Here is a 17009-nt window from a genome sequence, read left to right as displayed (position 1 = left end):
GTTTTGATGGCTCTTTTACACATTTTTTCGATCAAATATTACTGTTTCTCACGGATTTCTGTGCTGATTTTCTCAACGATGTCCGCAATGCTGAGTGATCCCAGATCGCCTTCGCCGCGTTTACGAACCGCTACAGTACCGGTTGTTTTTTCATTTTCCCCGATAACGAACATATATGGAACCTTCTCTAGTTGCGCCTCGCGGATTTTATAACCAAGCTTCTCATTGCGAGTATCCACTTCGACGCGCAGACCCGCTTTCAGCAACGCATCCTGTATCTCATTAGCAGTCTCGATATAGTTCTCGGATACTGGCAACAGCTTCGCATGAACAGGAGCCAACCATAATGGGAATGCACCTGTAAAATGCTCAGTCAGGATGCCCATGAAGCGGTCAATTGAACCGTAGATGGCACGGTGAATAACGACTGGGCGGTGCTTTTGGTTGTCCTCGCCCACATAAGTGAGGTCGAATTTTTCAGGCATTTGGAAGTCCAATTGGATCGTTCCGCACTGCCAGCTGCGTTTGAGCGCATCGAGAATGTGGAAGTCAATTTTTGGACCGTAAAATGCTCCATCTCCCGCATTAATACGGTAGTTGATGCCCAGGTGATCCAGCACGTTTTGCAGAGCTTGTTCCGCTTGATCCCACAGTGCTGGCTCGCCCATAAAGTCATCTGGACGTGTGGACAATTCCACTGTGAAGTCAAAGCCAAACACACTATACATTTCGTTAATCAGCTTAATTACGTCTGAAATCTCTTGTTCAATCTGACCTGGTGTGACAAAAATATGCGCATCATCCTGACAGAATGTACGAACACGCATCATACCGTTCAACGCACCGGACAGCTCATGGCGATGCACTTGTCCAAATTCGGCTATACGAATTGGCAGATCGCGATAAGAATGAAGCTCATTTTTAAACACAAGCATATGCCCTGGGCAGTTCATCGGTTTCAGCGCAAATGTAGTTTCATCCACTTCGGAGAAGTACATGTTTTCCTTGTAATGCTCATAGTGTCCCGATTGTTCCCACAGACGGTTGTTCATCATCAGCGGTGTACGTACTTCCTCATAGCCATGCAGACGTTGAATGTCACGGGAGTAATCTTCCAATGCAGTGCGGACAACCATACCTTTAGGCAGGTAGAACGGCATACCCGGTGCTTCTTCGGAGAACATGAACAGTTCCAACTCTTTACCCAACTTGCGATGGTCACGTTTTTTTGCTTCCTCCAGCAAATGCAGGTGCTCATCCAGTTGTGCTTTTTTCGGGAATGCTGTTCCGTAGATACGTTGCAGCATCTTGTTGTTGGAATCGCCTCTCCAGTATGCACCCGCTACACTCAACAGTTTAAAAGCTTTGATGCGGCCAGTAGATGGCAAATGCGGGCCACGACACAGGTCAAAAAATTCGCCTTGGTCATAAATTGTAATTTCCGCTTCTTCCGTCAAATCACGAATCAGTTCCAGCTTCAGTGGGTCTTCCAACTCTCCAAAAATACGAGTGGCTTCCTCACGGCTGACCACACGACGTGTAATCGGCAGATTTTCCTGTGCGATCTTCGTCATTTCCTTCTCAATCTTGGCCAAGTCGTCAACGGACAAGGGGTTTTCGATATCAATGTCATAGTAGAAGCCGCTGTCGATGACCGGACCGATACCCAGCTTCACATTTTTCTCACCGTAAATGCGTTTGAGCGCCTGTGCCAGCAAATGCGCTGTACTGTGGCGATAAATTTCCAGACCGTCTGCACCGTCCAGCGTAATGATTTCAAGGTCAACGTTCTGGTCCAAAACGGTGTTCAGGTCTACAGCCTTCCCATTCACTTTACCTGCTACGGCGTTCTTTTTCAGCCCGGAGCTGATCGAACCCGCCACATCGGCGATCGTTACGCCCTGCTCGTACTCGCGTACGGCTCCATCCGGCAATTTCACTTGAATACTCACGATTAAAGCCTCCATTCAAATTGTGTGCTATATCAAAAATTGAACGCAAAAAAACGCCTCTCTCCCTCAAGGGACGAGTGCGTTCAGCTCGTGGTTCCACCCTAGTTCGGCCCGCTCCTGTGCGTACATTCATGTTCATCGGAACATGCTCATGCACACATGCGTGACCCTCCATTGGTATCCGTTAACGGGGATAAAGCGGTAGGCGCTTACTGATGTCACTGCCAGATTGCACAGCTACATGTTCAACGTCACGGCTACAAAGGGGTAACTTCACATGCGGTTGCCGGAAAAGCTCTCAGCCTCGTCTTTTCTCTCTGAACGGCCCTTCAAGGAAATCATGTCTTTGGTCAATGCCTTGAATATCACTATATGCTACAGCATTATAGATCAAATTCGCAGGTATTTCAAGTGGGCGTTTATGTATCCATATTTACACAGCTCTGAAAACACTATAATATACACTTATCTAGACGACACCGTACAGAAAGGGAGAAGGAGAGATGCCTAGAATTATTGTCACAGAAGAACAATGGATTCGGAAAGGAATCGAACGTTTTGAACAGGGTGGAATTGATCAACTCGTAGTTGAAAAAATGGCCGTTTCTTTGGGGTGCAGTAAGAGCAGTTTTTATTGGTATTTTAACAATCGCAGCAGCTACATTAGACAGATTGTGGAGACATGGAAGGAACAGACGACACAACAGGTGATTGCAGCGTCCATCATCCATGCTGCTGCAGATGAGCGGATCAAAGAGTTGTTAACCCAGATGTTCGGGAAGACGAAACGAGGAGATTTTCTGTTTTATCTGCGAAAACTGTCATTGAAGGATGATAGTTACCGTTCCTTGCTCGATGAAGTTGAACAGATGAGAATGGAGTTTATGAAAGAGCTTTTAATACAGAAGGGAATGCAACCAGAGAAAGCCTTTCAGAGATCATGGATGTTGTACCATTACTACTTAGGCTGGTATGAGCGTCACAAGCAAGAGACATTAAGTGACGAAGCCATTCAACAGCATATTCACATGATTTGGACAGAGTGGATTTCGAATGAACCCAATTAAGGAGGATGTGGGATGTTTGAATTACTTACATGGGCAGTTGGCGGAATTCTATGGGTACTGAGCGGCATGCATTTATATTGGGTATTCGGCGGACAAAAAGGCGCTAAGGCAGCGATCCCAAGCACGGGAACGGATTTACTCTTTAACCCCTCCAAGATAGGGACATCAATTGTTGCCATCTTACTAGCTTTAGCCGCTTGGTTCGTCCTAGAACTAGGTGGAGTAACACAATTCCTGTTTTTCAGGCCCTTTCATTCCTACGGTGCAGGCTTGTTGTCGTGCGTATTTATTTTACGTTCTATAGGAGATTTCAAATGGGTAGGGTTCTGCAAGAGAAAGAAAGGAACCGTTTTTGCAAAATGGGACACTATGCTCTACTCGCCCCTTTGTTTTCTCTTGGGAACAGCCATTTTAATCATTATGTTTTTGCGTACGGCATAGCTTAAAGCTGACCTCTATCAGGTGGTTTGTTTCTTTCGCACGTCTCCACTCGTTTCTTTCTCAGTGAAAAAGTACAGCAAAGCCAGCACAGGCAGGACGACTCCAATCAGAGCACTGAAATTCCAACCTCCTAACGCATACGACCAACCACCTAATGATGATCCAATCGCTCCGCCTATGAAAAAAATAGACATGAATAATCCATTCAAACGCCCTCTCGCTTCACTTCCCAAGGAGTAAATCACACGCTGTCCAAGTACAAGATTTCCCGATACAGCCATATCCAGTGTAATCGCGGAAATAAAGAGAAGTACGAGTGCAACCGTCGAATGACTTTGAAAAAGATAGATGAGCAAAAAAGACAAGGCTGCAATGATCATAGCTAACCCGGTTAATACTTTACTCCAACCTTTATCCGCCAATCTCCCGGCAATCGGAGCAGCTACTGCACCACCTACGCCTACTAAAGCAAACAATGCAATCCCTTGTTGGGACATTCCGAAATCATCCGCCAAACGTAGAGGAACAACAGTCCAAAATAGGCTGAATGCACCAAATAGGCAGGCTTGATAGAGGGCACGGCGACGCAATGCAGGCGTTTGTTTTAGAAGAGTACCTAACGAGAAAATCAATTTACTGTAAGATACCGTAGGCACAGGCTTGCGTTCTGGAAGAGCTCGCGAGAGCAGAATCGTCAACAGCGTCAAGACAATGGCTGACAAAATAAATACGGCTTGCCACCCCCAGATGCTGGTGATAAAGCTTGCTACTGGCCGTGCGAACATAATGCCTAGCAAGAGTCCGCTCATGACATTCCCAACAACGCGGCCGCGTTGCTCTTCGGATGCTAAATAGGTGGCGTACGGCACCAGTATTTGGGCTACCACAGATCCAATTCCAATGAACAAGGATGCGGTCAGGAACAACGGGGCATTGGTAGCAAAAGCGGCAACAACCAATGCACAGACTGTAATGATTAGCGATACGACCATGAGCCGTCGATTTTCGATAATGTCGCTGAGCGGTACGATAAATAGCAATCCCACCACATAGCCGATTTGAGTCAAGGTGACAATGAAGCCCGCGGCTGTAGAAGAAAGGCCCATAGCAATATGAATAGGTCCTACAAGGGTTTGAGCATAGTACAGGTTGGCAACAATAAGGCCGCATGCGGCTGCTAACAAAAACATCATCCAATTTGAGATACGGTTACTTTCTAAGGCTTGTTGTTCTCTTTGCATGATAATCCTCCTCATTAATTTAAATACTAAACGTATAGTTCATTAATTCGATAGTTGAATAATATACTGAACGTTTCGTTTTGTAAATAGACAAAATCAACTTTTTATTTTTACATGGCATTTGATATACTGAACGTATAGTTTATTTTTTGTGGTTACTTATATCTATTAAGAAGGTGAGCATTCCAGTGCAGAGCAAAAGAGGACGTCCACGTAATGTCGAGACGCAAAAATCTATCCTTAACGCTTCCTATGATTTACTGTTGGAGCAAGGCTTTGGGGCGGTTACGGTAGAAAAAATTGCTGAACGAGCGAAAGTTAGCAAAGCCACCATTTATAAATGGTGGCCTAACAAAGCTGCCGTAGTGATGGATGGTTTCCTGTCAGCCACCATAGCAAGATTGCCCGTGCCCGACACGGGCTCTGTATTAGATGATATTCTCATTCATGCCACGAATTTAGTGCGGTTCTTAATAAGTCGAGAGGGTAAAATCATTACGGAGTTAATAGGCGAAGGGCAACTTGATTCAGGATTGTCAGAGGCATACCGGACCCGATATTTCCACCCTCGGCGACTTGAGGCCAGGCTTCTTATTGAGCGCGGAATGGAGCGCGGAGAATTGAAGGAAGATCTCGATATTGAATTATGTATCGATCTCATTTATGGGCCCGTTTTTTATCGATTGTTGGTAACCGGTTATCCATTAGACGACTCCTATGTACGACAATTAGTCATGAATGCGTTCAAAGGAATTGGCTTGGACTGAATGACGTGGCATCAAGCAGCCCTCACAGAGTATCCTCTGTGAGGGCTGCTTTTTCTTTTACCTGCCACGATCCTCTGGCTAGTTCCTGATTTGTTTATTCGTCAGGGTCTATACTAATTTTTTGCAGCAGGTCGATCAGAAGGTCCTCTTCCTCTTCGGATAGATTGTGGACAAGGCTGACATTGGACTCGTCCAATATTCCTTGTAGGACAGGGGAAAACTCTAGCGCCTTGGCTGTAGGAGACAAAAGATGGGAACGGCGGTCATTTGGGTCTGTTTTCCGTTCAATATAGCCTGATTCCTCCAATTGTTTCACAGAGCGCGCCGTGGTTGCCTTGTCAAATTTAAGTTCATTCGTCAACTGCTCTTGTGTAATGCCCGGCCGCTGCAAAATGAGCTTTAAAAAGCTGTGTTGTCCTCCACTGCCGATTCCGTAAGGAGTCAGTTTTTTGGACAATATTTTTTGATTACGACGGTACAGGTGGGAAATTAGCTTTCCAATCGGTTGTTTTTTTCTCATCAAATACACCTCATTGGCTTAAAAATGACACATCCCCAGTTGGGACCAAAGCAAAGTTTACAATAATATTGTTGCACACGCAACTAATTTGCTGTACACTAGAACCGTTCATTTAGTTGCGCGTGCAACTAAATGAAAATTGTCAACGATAACGAGGTGTAATGATGAGTTCAACTGCTACAACAGCTACAACCTATCAAGAGAATATCGAAGTCCAGAAGAAACGTTGGCTGATTTTAATTGTTTTGAATCTGTTTACATTTATGTCCACATTGGATGGAAGCATCGTCAATATCGCTCTTCCTGTGTTGTCTCGCACATTACATTTACCCGTAGCACAGATTGAATGGGTGACAACCGCCTATTTAATGGCGATATGTACCGCTATTTTATTTTTTGGCAAGCTTGGAGATATCGTCGGTAAAATCAAAATATTTAAAATCGGCACAGTCGTATTCATTCTTGGCTCCCTATTGTGTGGTCTTAGCTCTTCACTCTCTATGCTGCTGATTTCCCGCATTATTCAGGCGATTGGGGCGTCCATGACCATGGCAAACAGCCAGGGGATTGTGACAGATGTCTTCCCCTCCAATGAACGGGGCAAAGCACTTGGCCTCATTGGAACCTTCGTTTCTCTAGGTAGTATCGCCGGGCCAAGCTTGGGCGGTATTATTGTCTCCTCACTCGGCTGGCAGTACATTTTCTGGGTCAATGTACCGATAGGGTTGGTCGCTGTCTTTCTTGGCTGGAAGCTTCTGCCGAAGGATTTGATCAAGTTGAAAGATAAAATTGACGTTCCCGGTAGCTTGGTATTTGCTATTTTTATTCTCACTTTGTTCGTCGGATTGTTGCTGGGACAACAGGTCGGGTATGGCGACAAACGTATCGTTGCTTCGCTGGTGGTGGCTGTAGTTGCTTTTGCCATGTTTATTCGATTGGAATTTCGCCGTCCACAGCCACTGCTACAGCTCGCGCTATTCAAAAATCCGTTATTTTCGCTCAGTATTTTGTGTGCTTTTCTGGTGTTCGTCGCTAACTTTTGCTTTAACATCATTTCACCTTTTTATGCGCAGAATATGCTGAACTTGTCGCCTTTTCATGCCGGGTTCCTGCTGATGTTGTTCCCCATCTCTATGGTTATTGTGGCCCCACTCAGCGGTGCGCTTTCCGATAAAATCGGGTCTGAACTGCTCACATTCGCCGGGCTGGTCGTTATGGTCATTGCCCAGATTGGATTGGCCCAACTGCATGCAGGCAGCTCCATCCCGCTCGTGGGTCTGTGGATTGCCATGCTGGGCATTGGCAGTGGTTTATTCCAATCGCCGAACAACTCGCTGATTATGTCCACGGTACCCCGCACACAGCTCGGCTCAGCCGGTAGCGTCAATTCGCTGGTTCGCAACGTCGGTATGGTTGTGGGGATCACCTTGGCCACATCAATCCTCTTTTATATTATGAGTAAAGAGGCTGGTTATCGGGTCACCGGCTTGGTCCCGGGTCATCCAGAAATTTTTCTGGCAGGCATGCATGTAGTCTTTATGACGTCTGCGTCCATCTGTCTTGTGGCGGCATTGTTAACAGGCTGGCGGCTGATTGGGGCTAGACGGGTAAGAACGCAGCAAGAAAAGGGATAAAAGGTAACATTTACAATTTTAAAAATGGGATACAAGGGTGGAGCTCACATGAAACATTACTATGCATGCGGAACAAAATTGATGGTAAAGGAGTGTGAAGGCGAAGGCCCTATAAGCGTTGCGATGCGAAAATGATGAAAAAGATGTCTTTACAGGTAATTGAATTGCTAAACCGCAAGATGGCTGCTCTTTCCAAGGAACCCTCTTGCGGGTCCCTACACTTCTACTAAACGTCCATTCTCTTTCCATGATTGCAGTATTTTCTCAAGTACCCACTGGTTTTTGTAGCCGTCCTCGAATAAGGGGGCACGATCCACAGACTCTCCCCTTGCCAGCTCAACAAAATCTTCATAGGCCGTATGATTATAGATTGCAGGGACAGTCCAAGTCTCGTATTCGGCATCCGGGTGTTCTAGGTCACGCAGCACAATGCGGATACTTTCCGGATTACTGAGGCTGGCGTGCAGCGTACCCAGTTCTCCATAGATATCGACTTCGATATCGTGCCGTATGCCGATGGCATTTTTATGTGTGATAAAGGTTCCCACGGTATTGTCGCCTATGATGCCATGAAAGGCAGCGAGATCTTCCACATCCACTTTTACAGGCAGGCCCGTGATCGGATCGAGCCGCTCGGGTGTAATGGTATGTAGCAGCGCTGCGACACTTTTAAATTCACCCACCAGAAAACGGGCCAGATCAATGATATGTGAGGCTGTATCCCCCACTACTCCAGAACCAGCCTTGGCCAAATTGTGACGCCATGTATACGGATGCTGACGATACGGCGCAAATGCATCCATTAGATAACGGAATTGAATGTTATAGATTTTACCCAGCTTTTGCTCATCCAGCAGTTGCTTGGTATATTGGAAGGCCGCGCCGTAGCGATGCTTATAGTGAACCAGCACAGGCACCGGATTCGCTGTATATAGCTTTTTCAACCGATCCGCTTCCTCCCATGTGAGAGTCAATGGTTTTTCTGCCAGTACAGCTTTGTGTTTTTCCAGCGCAATACGAATAATGTCAAAATGCACATCATTGGGTGTCAGCGACAGAATCGCATCTACCTCTGGGTCACGGATTAATGCTTCATAATGGGCGTACCGCTTGGAAGTAGGCAGTTGCAATTGTTCTCCGATGGCTTGAAGGCGATGGGGATTCACATCACTAACGGCCACAATAGATACCCCCGAGATGGTGTGCAGTGATCTCATGTGATATTCAGCGATAAGACCCAGGCCAATGATACCCATCCGAATTTGTTTGGTTGGGAAGGTGGTGGTACTCATAGGTTCAGAACTCCCTTCTCTTCAATTTGGTTTGAACTCTGTAGCAAATTCCTTTTGCTATGCAGTATCACCCGTTGCTTTGTAGAATAGTCCCCACAGGAAGTGATCGTTGCAACCCTTAATTCAACAGTCTGATGCCGGTAGTGAATACAATGTCTCATAAAAAAAGGATCTGCAGCTCCGTTGTCCGGTGTTGCAGATCCTTGGTATTCCTTCTCTATATCGACTACATCAAAAATGTACCTACCACAAAAGAAACCCCGACGATGATTGAACGCAGCAGCTGTGCCAGAGCCACATTGCCCTTGGCAATTTCCTCGCACACCTTGGTACGCGGCGTCACCAGATCAAAAATCACATAGACGAGACACAGCACTACAATGCCCACAGCCGACCAGGCCAGCATATCGAGCCATGAATGACTGCTGTACGACACCATCCCCACGATGATACACAGACCTAGCAGCTTTGCCCCCATATAGATGCCTGCCGCCTCATTGCCGTGTGCGATTTCTTGATTATCGTTATAACGTGTCAGTAAGCTGAACACAAAGTAACCTACGATTAAGATGGCAAACAGGACAAGCAGGCCGATACCTACATTGCCCAGTGCGTTGCCCAAACTGATATGAGAGTCCAATTTTTTTCCTCCTTATGATACTTCAGGATTTTGCAAAATCCTCACTTGTGAAAATGAAACAGATATGTTCGAATATTGTATATTTTTCAATTTAGCTTATACTACCGGCGGATTAGGATGTACGGTGGCAACGGCGGCGGCGCAATAGTAGGCCATATCACCTGTTACCTTTTCACCGATTCGCGGCAGGACACCCGCAAAACGCCCCCCAATTACAAATATGCCTGTTAACACATAGCCGTGAAATAGCCCTTCCTCGGTCTGTACCTCTGCGGTCTGCATCGGCCACAGCCGCTGATAAATCTTAGGCTGTCCTTCATAATAAGCGGCAACATGTGCGGCTTCCTCCTGCTCAGGCGTTCGTGGGGCATCAGCTTGGTGAAGCAGATCAGGATGGTCGGTCTTCGCATTTTGAACCTTTCCCAAGACGCCTTCTAGTCTCTCCTCGTCTTCGGTATGTTCAATCAAGTGCGTCCCTTTACCCTCCCGACCCCATATACCTTTGGCCACATAGGGCTCTTTATTTTGCATAAACACCGAGGGTTCAAAATACGTAGGCAGCAGGTAGGTTCGTATCACCTCCAGCTCGCGATCGTCAAACAAACGAAAACCACAGAACTCTGGTGTCTGCTCATTGCGCTCATACAGTGACCATACGGTTGCGGTGAACCCTTTGCTCTGGGTAATGATATGCTGCGGTGGGTTGATTAATCCTATTTTCCCGTCTGCCACCATATCCATTAGCGCCTGCCCCACCTCAAGCCCCGTATTCTCCTCCCGGTCATCAATTAGATACTCCAGCGGATACAGGCGATAGAGAATGCGGATTTGCTCTCCCCGGTGATACAATCCTTCATTCGGGATAATCTCCAGTTCTTCCAAAGGAGCATAAACGACTTCGAATCCGGCTTGTTCACATAAACGCATAATATATTTGGTGTTCGTCTGATCCTCGATGTGCCAGTCATAGCAAGTGAAATACACCTTTGTCCCTAATCCCTTGCGGCTATAAAAATGAATGAGCTCCGTCAAGGCAGACTGAATCGCCTCGTCCATTCCAGTTGAGGGTCCATGTAGTGCATTGTCATCCTCCGACATTCCTCCCTTACTCAGCACCTCTAGCAGCTTTCCTTCGAGATAAGCCACCTCGGGAATTCCGGTTGGGGTATCGGTGTTATTCTCAATGCACTTGATACCCGCTTCCCCCACAATCCAGTCCTGGCGGGTTATCCCATCCGGCTCGGCCTCCATACGTGCAGCACGCAGCAAGCCCGGATGAATCCCCAACCGTTCCACCAGGTATTCATCCGGCATATAGCGCTGAACGAATTGCTGAACCTTGCGATAAATACGATGTACCGCCTCAGAAGCAACCTGAAGCTCTGCCAGCTCGCTTTCCCGATATACCGTTAAGGCCGGCACGCAATAGGACTTGCCATACATGCGGTGATACGGGATGATACGGCTGATTTCACCCTTAAAAAGCTCATCATGTTCATAAGGCAATTGCCGAATCGTGCGCATGCTCATCTTAACCCCCAGAGAAAAAGCCGCTGCGTGAGCCGCTGCTGCCAAAACCGCTGTGTGAGCTGGAAGATGAGGATGAGCTTTTGCGGTATGAGCTGGAAGAAGAACGACTGCTATGGTATGAGGAGCCTCCACTATAATAAGTCGATCCGCCATAGTAATACCCACTGCTGCCTGAATCCCGACACGCCGTTTGTTCCGATATAGGAAGCTCATCGCAGTCATAATACTCGTCGTCACCGCAACCCGTCAGAGCGGCCGGGACAGCCAACATCAGGGCAAAGGCCGCCATCCGTGTACGAGAGCCGGGCTTGGATTTCATTTTTTCCCAAGAATGCTCCATCACAGATCGACCTCCTTCACAAACAGATGCACCTTTTTCAGCTGAGGGTCCAGTACCGAATATATAAATTCATATGTTTTGCCACCCAGTACTGTATAGTGATCTAATAGCCGTTGGGCCAACTCCAAAGTAAATACCGAACCTTCCCGCTGATCCATACTACGGAATGCAGGTTCATGCCATATCCAGTACACTGCACTGTATGTGGAAGTGTAACCTCCCTCACTGGCAAGCACGAGGTCTGTGATAGACGCACCGTAAGGCTTTGCACGTTCCCCTGTAAATTCAGTCACATAGACGGAATGATCCGTATGTCCCTCACTTTCATTCGAGATATGCGACCATAGTTTGTCATGGAGACGCGTAGCGTCTACAAGCTTGCGTAGAAACAGCTCATCTCCCGATACGGATTCCCGTGTCAGGCTGCGCAGTTCCTTTTGAGTGTCTTCCGACCATTCGCGATACGTTAATGAATAATAAATGATGATTCCCTTCCCTTCCTGTACGCTTCTGTCATGAGGTTTGCAACAAATCAAAGCGCTTCTGTCGTTGATCACTATACGAGATTCTACCTTGAAAAGGTTCAATTTGGAAGAAAAACACGACAAAAAGCCGCAATCCCTAGGATTACGGCTTGATTTTAGCTGCTACAGCTTGATATTGTTCTCGTCGAAATATTCCTCCAGCGTCATCCCCTGCTTGGCTACATCCTCCGCAATGTCTATTCCCACATAACGGATATGCCAAGGCTCGTACACGTAGCCGGTCACATCTTCCTTACCCTTCATATAACGAATAATAAATCCGTATTCCGGTGCATGTTGTTCCAACCATTCGCCTTCCTTGGAAGCTCCGAAGGATTGCTCCAGCGCATTACCTACGCTTGGGCTGGATACATCAATGGACAATCCCGTCTGATGCTCACTCGTACCCGGTACAGCGCTGACTTTAGAGGCATATTCCTGTCCCTTTGTCTTTACATTGTTGTCGAAAATAGACACCTGACGCTTATAGGAACGGTATCCCGATACCGCACGCAGCTCGATGCCGTCCTTTTTCGCACCGTCGAACAGCTTCTCCAGTGCCTCTGCCGCTTCCTTACGCAAATGCCGCTTTTCGTGCGGTCCCTCGAAGGAAAATTGCACCTGCGGCTCCACCAGGTCGTCTGGGACATAGCCCACAGGCAAGCTGCGCTTTTTGTTCACAACGACTGTATCCGAAGTCGCATTGGTGACAATCGCGGTTCCATCCTCTTCCTTAACCGTGGCTTGCAGCGCACTCTGGCTCCGCAACGCCATCACTGGGTCGGCTTGTCCACTTTCTGTACCCGCAGAGGCTTGTCCAGCACTAGTGCTACCATTGCCCGCATCCGGCTGGGTGGAAGGCTGCACATTCTCCTGTACCGCTGTAGATGACTTTAACGGCTCGCTTTCCTGTCCACCTGATCCTCCCTGCTGGCAGGCTGCCAGTAATAGCCCTGGCAGGATCAGCCCTGGAATGAGCGCTTTGGTCCATCGCTGAGATGTGCGCGTCTGTTGTATATGTCGTTTCATGCTGGTATCTCCTCCAATATTGCAATTGATACATGACTTGCAGTGACTTTTCCGTTCCCCCATTGTAACTGAACTTTGGACACTCTTCGAAGCCGTTATCCCGTTCGATGAAGGCGAATAGACTCGAAAAAGGAAGTATATACCCGAATTGTTACGGAGTATGACGTTTTTGCGGAATTGCAGCTCGGGCCCGCTCGGCTACCCGTTCACGTATGAGTTTCAATGCCTCTTCCGCACGGGGTAAACCCGGCAGCAAAGCCGTAATATCCGCTTCCTTCTTAGGAACAAGCTTCTGCGGCAGATGAATCTCAATCGCATGAAAACCTGCACCGGGACGATGTAATGCTCCTTCTGCCGCTGACTCGGCAATCCATTCGCTAATCGCAGCCGATCCACTGCGTCCGCCTTCCGGCCGCGAGGTAGACTCAAGCGCGGGGGATGTCCCCTGCACATGAGATAACTCTCCGGCCCAAGCACTGAATACGTACTCCAGCAGCTCTTCCCGCGTCATTCCGATCAATTCCAGACAGGTCTGCGGCTCGCTTTCCATCCCGGTCTGAAGAGCCTTCTTCACATCGTCGACTACACCCACGCCATCCTCCATGCTGGAAGTGGCTGTCTCAGCTGCTAGCTGAACGATCTCATCCAGCGATAGACAGGTTTTCCCTTGCAAAAAGCGGTAGATGTCCAAAGGATCTGCTTTTAGCTGCTCCAGCCATGCCTTTCGCTGTTCGGGGTTTAGTACAGGCGCTGGACCCATCCATTGGACAGCATGTGCGGAAGGTACACCCGTTGATTCGCCTTCCAAGCCATTTCTGTCTAATTCCGCTATCCATTGACCGTCAGTTACTTTCAGCTTCACTCGCGGCCTCGTCATCGCCTTCATCCTTTCTCTGCTCACTCAATCCATACATCATTTTGCAACGCTATCAGACCGCGCAATTCATCATCAGACATTTCGGTGAGCCAATGTTCACCGGAGCCGACAACCTGCTCGGAAAGTGCCTTTTTGCTCTCGATCAGCTCGTCGATTCGCTCCTCCAGTGTACCTTGACAAATCAGCTTGTGCACTTGTACATTGCGGCTTTGACCAATACGGAATACGCGGTCTGTCGCCTGATTTTCCACTGCAGGATTCCACCAGCGGTCATAGTGAATGACATGGCTGGCACGTGTCAGGTTCAGGCCCACACCACCTGCACGCAGGGAAAGTACGAATATATTCGGCCCTTCTCCCTGCTGGAAGTTGTGAACCATTTCATCCCGTCTGGTTTTCGCCAGTCCTCCATGTAGAAAATACGGCTCTTCCCCGAAGATTTTGGCCAAACGGGAGACCAGCAATTCTCCCATCGACACATATTGGGTGAATATCAGCGCCGATTCGCCGTTCTCGCGAATCGTCTCTACCAATTCCAGCAGTCGCTCCATTTTGCCCGAGTTTTGCGTTTTACCACTATCAGCCCGACCCGGAATGATCAGACCCGGATGGTCACAAATCTGCTTCAACTTGGTCAGTGAAGACAGAACAAGCCCTTTGCGAGCTATACCGATCTGCCCATCCAGTGTTCCCAATAATTGATCCACTACGCCCCGATACAATCCGGCCTGCTCTGGTGTCAGTACACAGTAGGATTTCAACTCCAGCTTCTCCGGCAAATCCTTGCGTATATCTGGGTCGCTTTTGAGTCGACGCAGCATGAACGGGGAGACGAGGCGATGAAGCTCACGCAACGCAGACCCCCGCTCCTCTCCCGCCAGACTGTACCGTTGGCGGAATGAAGACGCCGTACCGAGGTAACCTGGGTTCAGGAATTGAAAAATAGACCACAGCTCGCTCAGCCGATTCTCTACCGGGGTACCCGTCATGGCAATCCGATGTGGAGCAGACAGCTTCATGACGCTTTGTGCTTGCTTTGTTCGTGCATTTTTTATATATTGCGCTTCATCCAACACGATGGAGGACCAGTATACCGCAGATAAATCGCTACCGTCCCGTCCCGCCAAATGATAGGTAGTGAGGACGATATCATACTCACGTACACTTTCCTGAAACAGCTCGCCGTGGAGTCGCTGGTTTCCATGGTGAATATACAGTGACAAATCCGGTGAAAAGCGTTTCAACTCGCGCTGCCAGTTGCCGAGCAAGGACGTTGGACAGATGATCAACGCCGGACGTTGATCATCTGCGCCGATGCCACCGTCGAGTAGGCAGGTGATGACCTGAATCGTTTTACCAAGCCCCATATCGTCCGCAAGGCAGACGCCAAAACCTAATCCACGCATCGCGGCCAGCCATTGAAAGCCGCGCTCTTGATAGGGCCGTAATGCGCCGTGCAGCGTCTCTGGCACAGGTCGCGGCTCTACCGAACGAAGTACGCCGCCCTCAGCCAAAGACGCAAGCAATCCGGCGGATTCCGCGCCAAAGATGGACAAGCCTTTCCATGAGGCCTCGCCTGCACTTTCATTTTCTGCGGCCAGATGCATCCATTCGGACAAGCTCATCTCACCGTTCTCACCGCGCTTGATAAAGCGCAGCACCTGACGAATTTCCTTAGGATCGACCTCGATCCATTCCCCTCCGAGACGTACATACGGCAAATTAGCGGCGACAATGCTTTCCAGTTCCTCCATCGTCAAAGTTGTATCACCCAGCACAGCCTCGGCATCAAACGAAATCATGCGGTTAATGCCGACAGTCGATGTATCGGCAATCACACCATCCGGCTTGGCACCCTGCTCTGTCGAACGCATTTTGAGCCGCAAGCCTGCACGTCTTCGGCCCTCCCGGCTCCAGCGTGAAGGCATTTGCACGGTAATACCGTTCTTTTGTAATGCGGGAACGGCTTCCGTCAGGAAGCGGAAGAACATCTCCGGCTCCAGTGTCAGCCCTTCGGGATAAGGGCGGTTCAACGCTTCTTGCAATATAGGTGCCGCTTCAGCAGCCTGTCCGAGCCTCATTAGCAGTTGCGCCTGCACTTGACGATATACAATTCCGCCGCGAACCAGATCGCGTTCAGGATGCGCCCACAGTGCCAGAGCAGGCAGTCGCAACCCCGGCTCAGCATCGCTTTCTGCCCAAAAGGTAATGCGCCATTCCTTCACACTCTCTTCCAGCGAAGGCTCCAAACGAAGGCACAACCGCAGTTGCCCTTCTATCGGCTCCTTGTCTTCCCGCTCCGTGACAGGCATTGCGCTTCCCTTAAGAGAGGACGCTTGGAGAACCAGCTCCTCCATCTCCGCGGGCGTTCCCTGAATCGCCACCGGGCGGGAACCTGTCAGCAGACTGTTCCACCATAGCTCTGTCAGCGGCGATCCTCCGCGCCGATACTCTGCACGATATCGTCCCAGCTCACGGTCTGATGCTGCCAACACCGCGGTCGTTTCCGCATGGATGACCGCACACAAGAAGGAGTACAGCACGATTCCGGCTGCATCCTCGCGTGTTTCAGGCTCCTTACCCGCGAACACGGCAGGAGCCGCCATACAAACAGCCGGCATTGCAGCAGCCAGCTCATGAAAGCGGCGTATGTCCTCCTCTTGATACAGACGAGGAATCCACACCCCGACAGCCGCTTCCGGACCGCGACGACGCGGTCCCGATGGACGCGCCTCTGTAAGCGATGGCGTAATTTCGCCCCGCTGCATCAGCTCTAGCGCAAAATAAGCGGCTTTTTGCCAATATTGCATTTCCTCGCCCAGCGTAATGCCCGATGCCGCACAGCCCTTCTCGTCCATGCGGGTCAGCAGTGCCATCGTCTCGCGCGGTTCCAGCGCCAAGCCCTCCAATGTACGCCCCAGCATGGAACGTCTTTTGCCACCTCTGCCCGCGGTTTCCACACGAGCAGTGTTCGGTATTCGTACCTCGGCAAGGCGCAACGCAGCCTGCCGAAACGGCCGAAGGTCTCCCTTTAGCGTCAGCCTGCGAATTACACTGCTCCACGCATCGATACGTGGTTCCGACGTCTCACCAGAAAAGCAAAAAAACACATCTCCGAGCCATATCCCATAAAGCGGTTGATTCATATCTGTCTC

15 protein-coding genes are annotated in these 17009 nt (G+C 49.0%); 4 read left to right on the top strand and 11 right to left on the bottom strand.

The genetic code is table 11. The annotated features are described in order from the left end of the window. Nucleotides 1-38: 38 nt before the first annotated feature. Complete coding sequence (gene thrS, locus MKY98_RS02700; protein WP_069010817.1) at nucleotides 39-1952, bottom strand: threonine--tRNA ligase; 1914 nt, start codon at nucleotides 1950-1952, stop codon at nucleotides 39-41. 503 nt (nucleotides 1953-2455) lie between these two features. On the opposite strand from thrS, the gene MKY98_RS02695 reads away from it, so the two are divergent. Both MKY98_RS02695 and MKY98_RS02690 read left to right on the top strand, forming a co-directional pair. Next, complete coding sequence (locus MKY98_RS02695; protein WP_069010815.1) at nucleotides 2456-3019, top strand: TetR/AcrR family transcriptional regulator; 564 nt, start codon at nucleotides 2456-2458, stop codon at nucleotides 3017-3019. A gap of 12 nt (nucleotides 3020-3031) precedes the next feature. Then, a complete protein-coding gene (locus tag MKY98_RS02690; protein WP_069010814.1) occupies nucleotides 3032-3460 on the top strand; it encodes a DUF3995 domain-containing protein in 429 nt (142 codons plus the stop codon). Nucleotides 3461-3477: 17 nt separating this feature from the next. On the opposite strand, the gene MKY98_RS02685 is transcribed toward MKY98_RS02690, so the two are convergent. Next, nucleotides 3478-4701 carry an MFS transporter gene (locus tag MKY98_RS02685; RefSeq protein ID WP_029515973.1) on the bottom strand — a complete coding sequence of 408 codons (1224 nt, stop codon included), beginning with the start codon at nucleotides 4699-4701 and terminating at the stop codon, nucleotides 3478-3480. Nucleotides 4702-4889: 188 nt separating this feature from the next. On the opposite strand from MKY98_RS02685, the gene MKY98_RS02680 reads away from it, so the two are divergent. After that, the gene (locus MKY98_RS02680; RefSeq protein WP_039270372.1) at nucleotides 4890-5468 is read left to right on the top strand and encodes a TetR/AcrR family transcriptional regulator; all 579 of its coding nucleotides are present in this window, start codon (nucleotides 4890-4892) and stop codon (nucleotides 5466-5468) included. Nucleotides 5469-5562: 94 nt separating this feature from the next. Here the strand turns inward: MKY98_RS02680 and MKY98_RS02675 are convergent, their stop codons facing one another. Further along, nucleotides 5563-5988 (bottom strand): MarR family winged helix-turn-helix transcriptional regulator, encoded by a 426-nt coding sequence (locus MKY98_RS02675; protein ID WP_029515975.1) that lies wholly within the window; start codon nucleotides 5986-5988, stop codon nucleotides 5563-5565. A 164-nt stretch (nucleotides 5989-6152) separates the two neighbouring features. On the opposite strand from MKY98_RS02675, the gene MKY98_RS02670 reads away from it, so the two are divergent. Further along, nucleotides 6153-7622, top strand: coding sequence for an MFS transporter (locus MKY98_RS02670; protein ID WP_069010813.1), 1470 nt, complete (start codon nucleotides 6153-6155; stop codon nucleotides 7620-7622). A gap of 215 nt (nucleotides 7623-7837) precedes the next feature. Here MKY98_RS02670 and MKY98_RS02665 read toward each other — a convergent pair whose 3' ends face one another. The 8 genes from MKY98_RS02665 to MKY98_RS02630 form a co-directional block, all read right to left on the bottom strand. Then, nucleotides 7838-8914 carry a Gfo/Idh/MocA family protein gene (locus MKY98_RS02665; RefSeq protein WP_069010812.1) on the bottom strand — a complete coding sequence of 359 codons (1077 nt, stop codon included), beginning with the start codon at nucleotides 8912-8914 and terminating at the stop codon, nucleotides 7838-7840. 226 nt (nucleotides 8915-9140) lie between these two features. Beyond that, a complete protein-coding gene (locus tag MKY98_RS02660) occupies nucleotides 9141-9554 on the bottom strand; it encodes a DUF350 domain-containing protein (protein WP_208332386.1) in 414 nt (137 codons plus the stop codon). 96 nt (nucleotides 9555-9650) lie between these two features. Continuing rightward, a complete protein-coding gene (locus tag MKY98_RS02655) occupies nucleotides 9651-11084 on the bottom strand; it encodes a glutathionylspermidine synthase family protein (RefSeq protein ID WP_049816912.1) in 1434 nt (477 codons plus the stop codon). A 1-nt stretch (nucleotide 11085) separates the two neighbouring features. Beyond that, nucleotides 11086-11424 carry a hypothetical protein gene (locus tag MKY98_RS02650; RefSeq protein ID WP_069010810.1) on the bottom strand — a complete coding sequence of 113 codons (339 nt, stop codon included), beginning with the start codon at nucleotides 11422-11424 and terminating at the stop codon, nucleotides 11086-11088. After that, nucleotides 11424-11981: a hypothetical protein gene (locus MKY98_RS02645; protein WP_256026046.1), complete on the bottom strand. Its 558-nt coding sequence runs from the start codon at nucleotides 11979-11981 to the stop codon at nucleotides 11424-11426. Before MKY98_RS02645 ends, MKY98_RS02650 begins: the two co-directional genes overlap by 1 nt. Nucleotides 11982-12071: 90 nt before the next feature. Then, a complete protein-coding gene (locus MKY98_RS02640; protein WP_029515983.1) occupies nucleotides 12072-12977 on the bottom strand; it encodes a M15 family metallopeptidase in 906 nt (301 codons plus the stop codon). Between the two features lie 151 nt (nucleotides 12978-13128). Then, nucleotides 13129-13854, bottom strand: a complete 726-nt coding sequence (locus MKY98_RS02635; RefSeq protein WP_029515984.1) for a hypothetical protein — start codon at nucleotides 13852-13854, stop codon at nucleotides 13129-13131. Nucleotides 13855-13874: 20 nt separating this feature from the next. Beyond that, the gene (locus MKY98_RS02630; RefSeq protein WP_069010809.1) at nucleotides 13875-17000 is read right to left on the bottom strand and encodes a DEAD/DEAH box helicase; all 3126 of its coding nucleotides are present in this window, start codon (nucleotides 16998-17000) and stop codon (nucleotides 13875-13877) included. Nucleotides 17001-17009: the final 9 nt, after the last annotated feature.

The sequence above is a fragment of the Paenibacillus sp. FSL M8-0228 genome (genome assembly GCF_038007385.1).
GTDB classification, from domain to species: Bacteria; Bacillota; Bacilli; order Paenibacillales; family Paenibacillaceae; genus Paenibacillus; species Paenibacillus polymyxa_D.
Note: the sequence above shows the minus strand (reverse complement) of the source record. Positions and strands in the feature narration are given on the sequence as shown.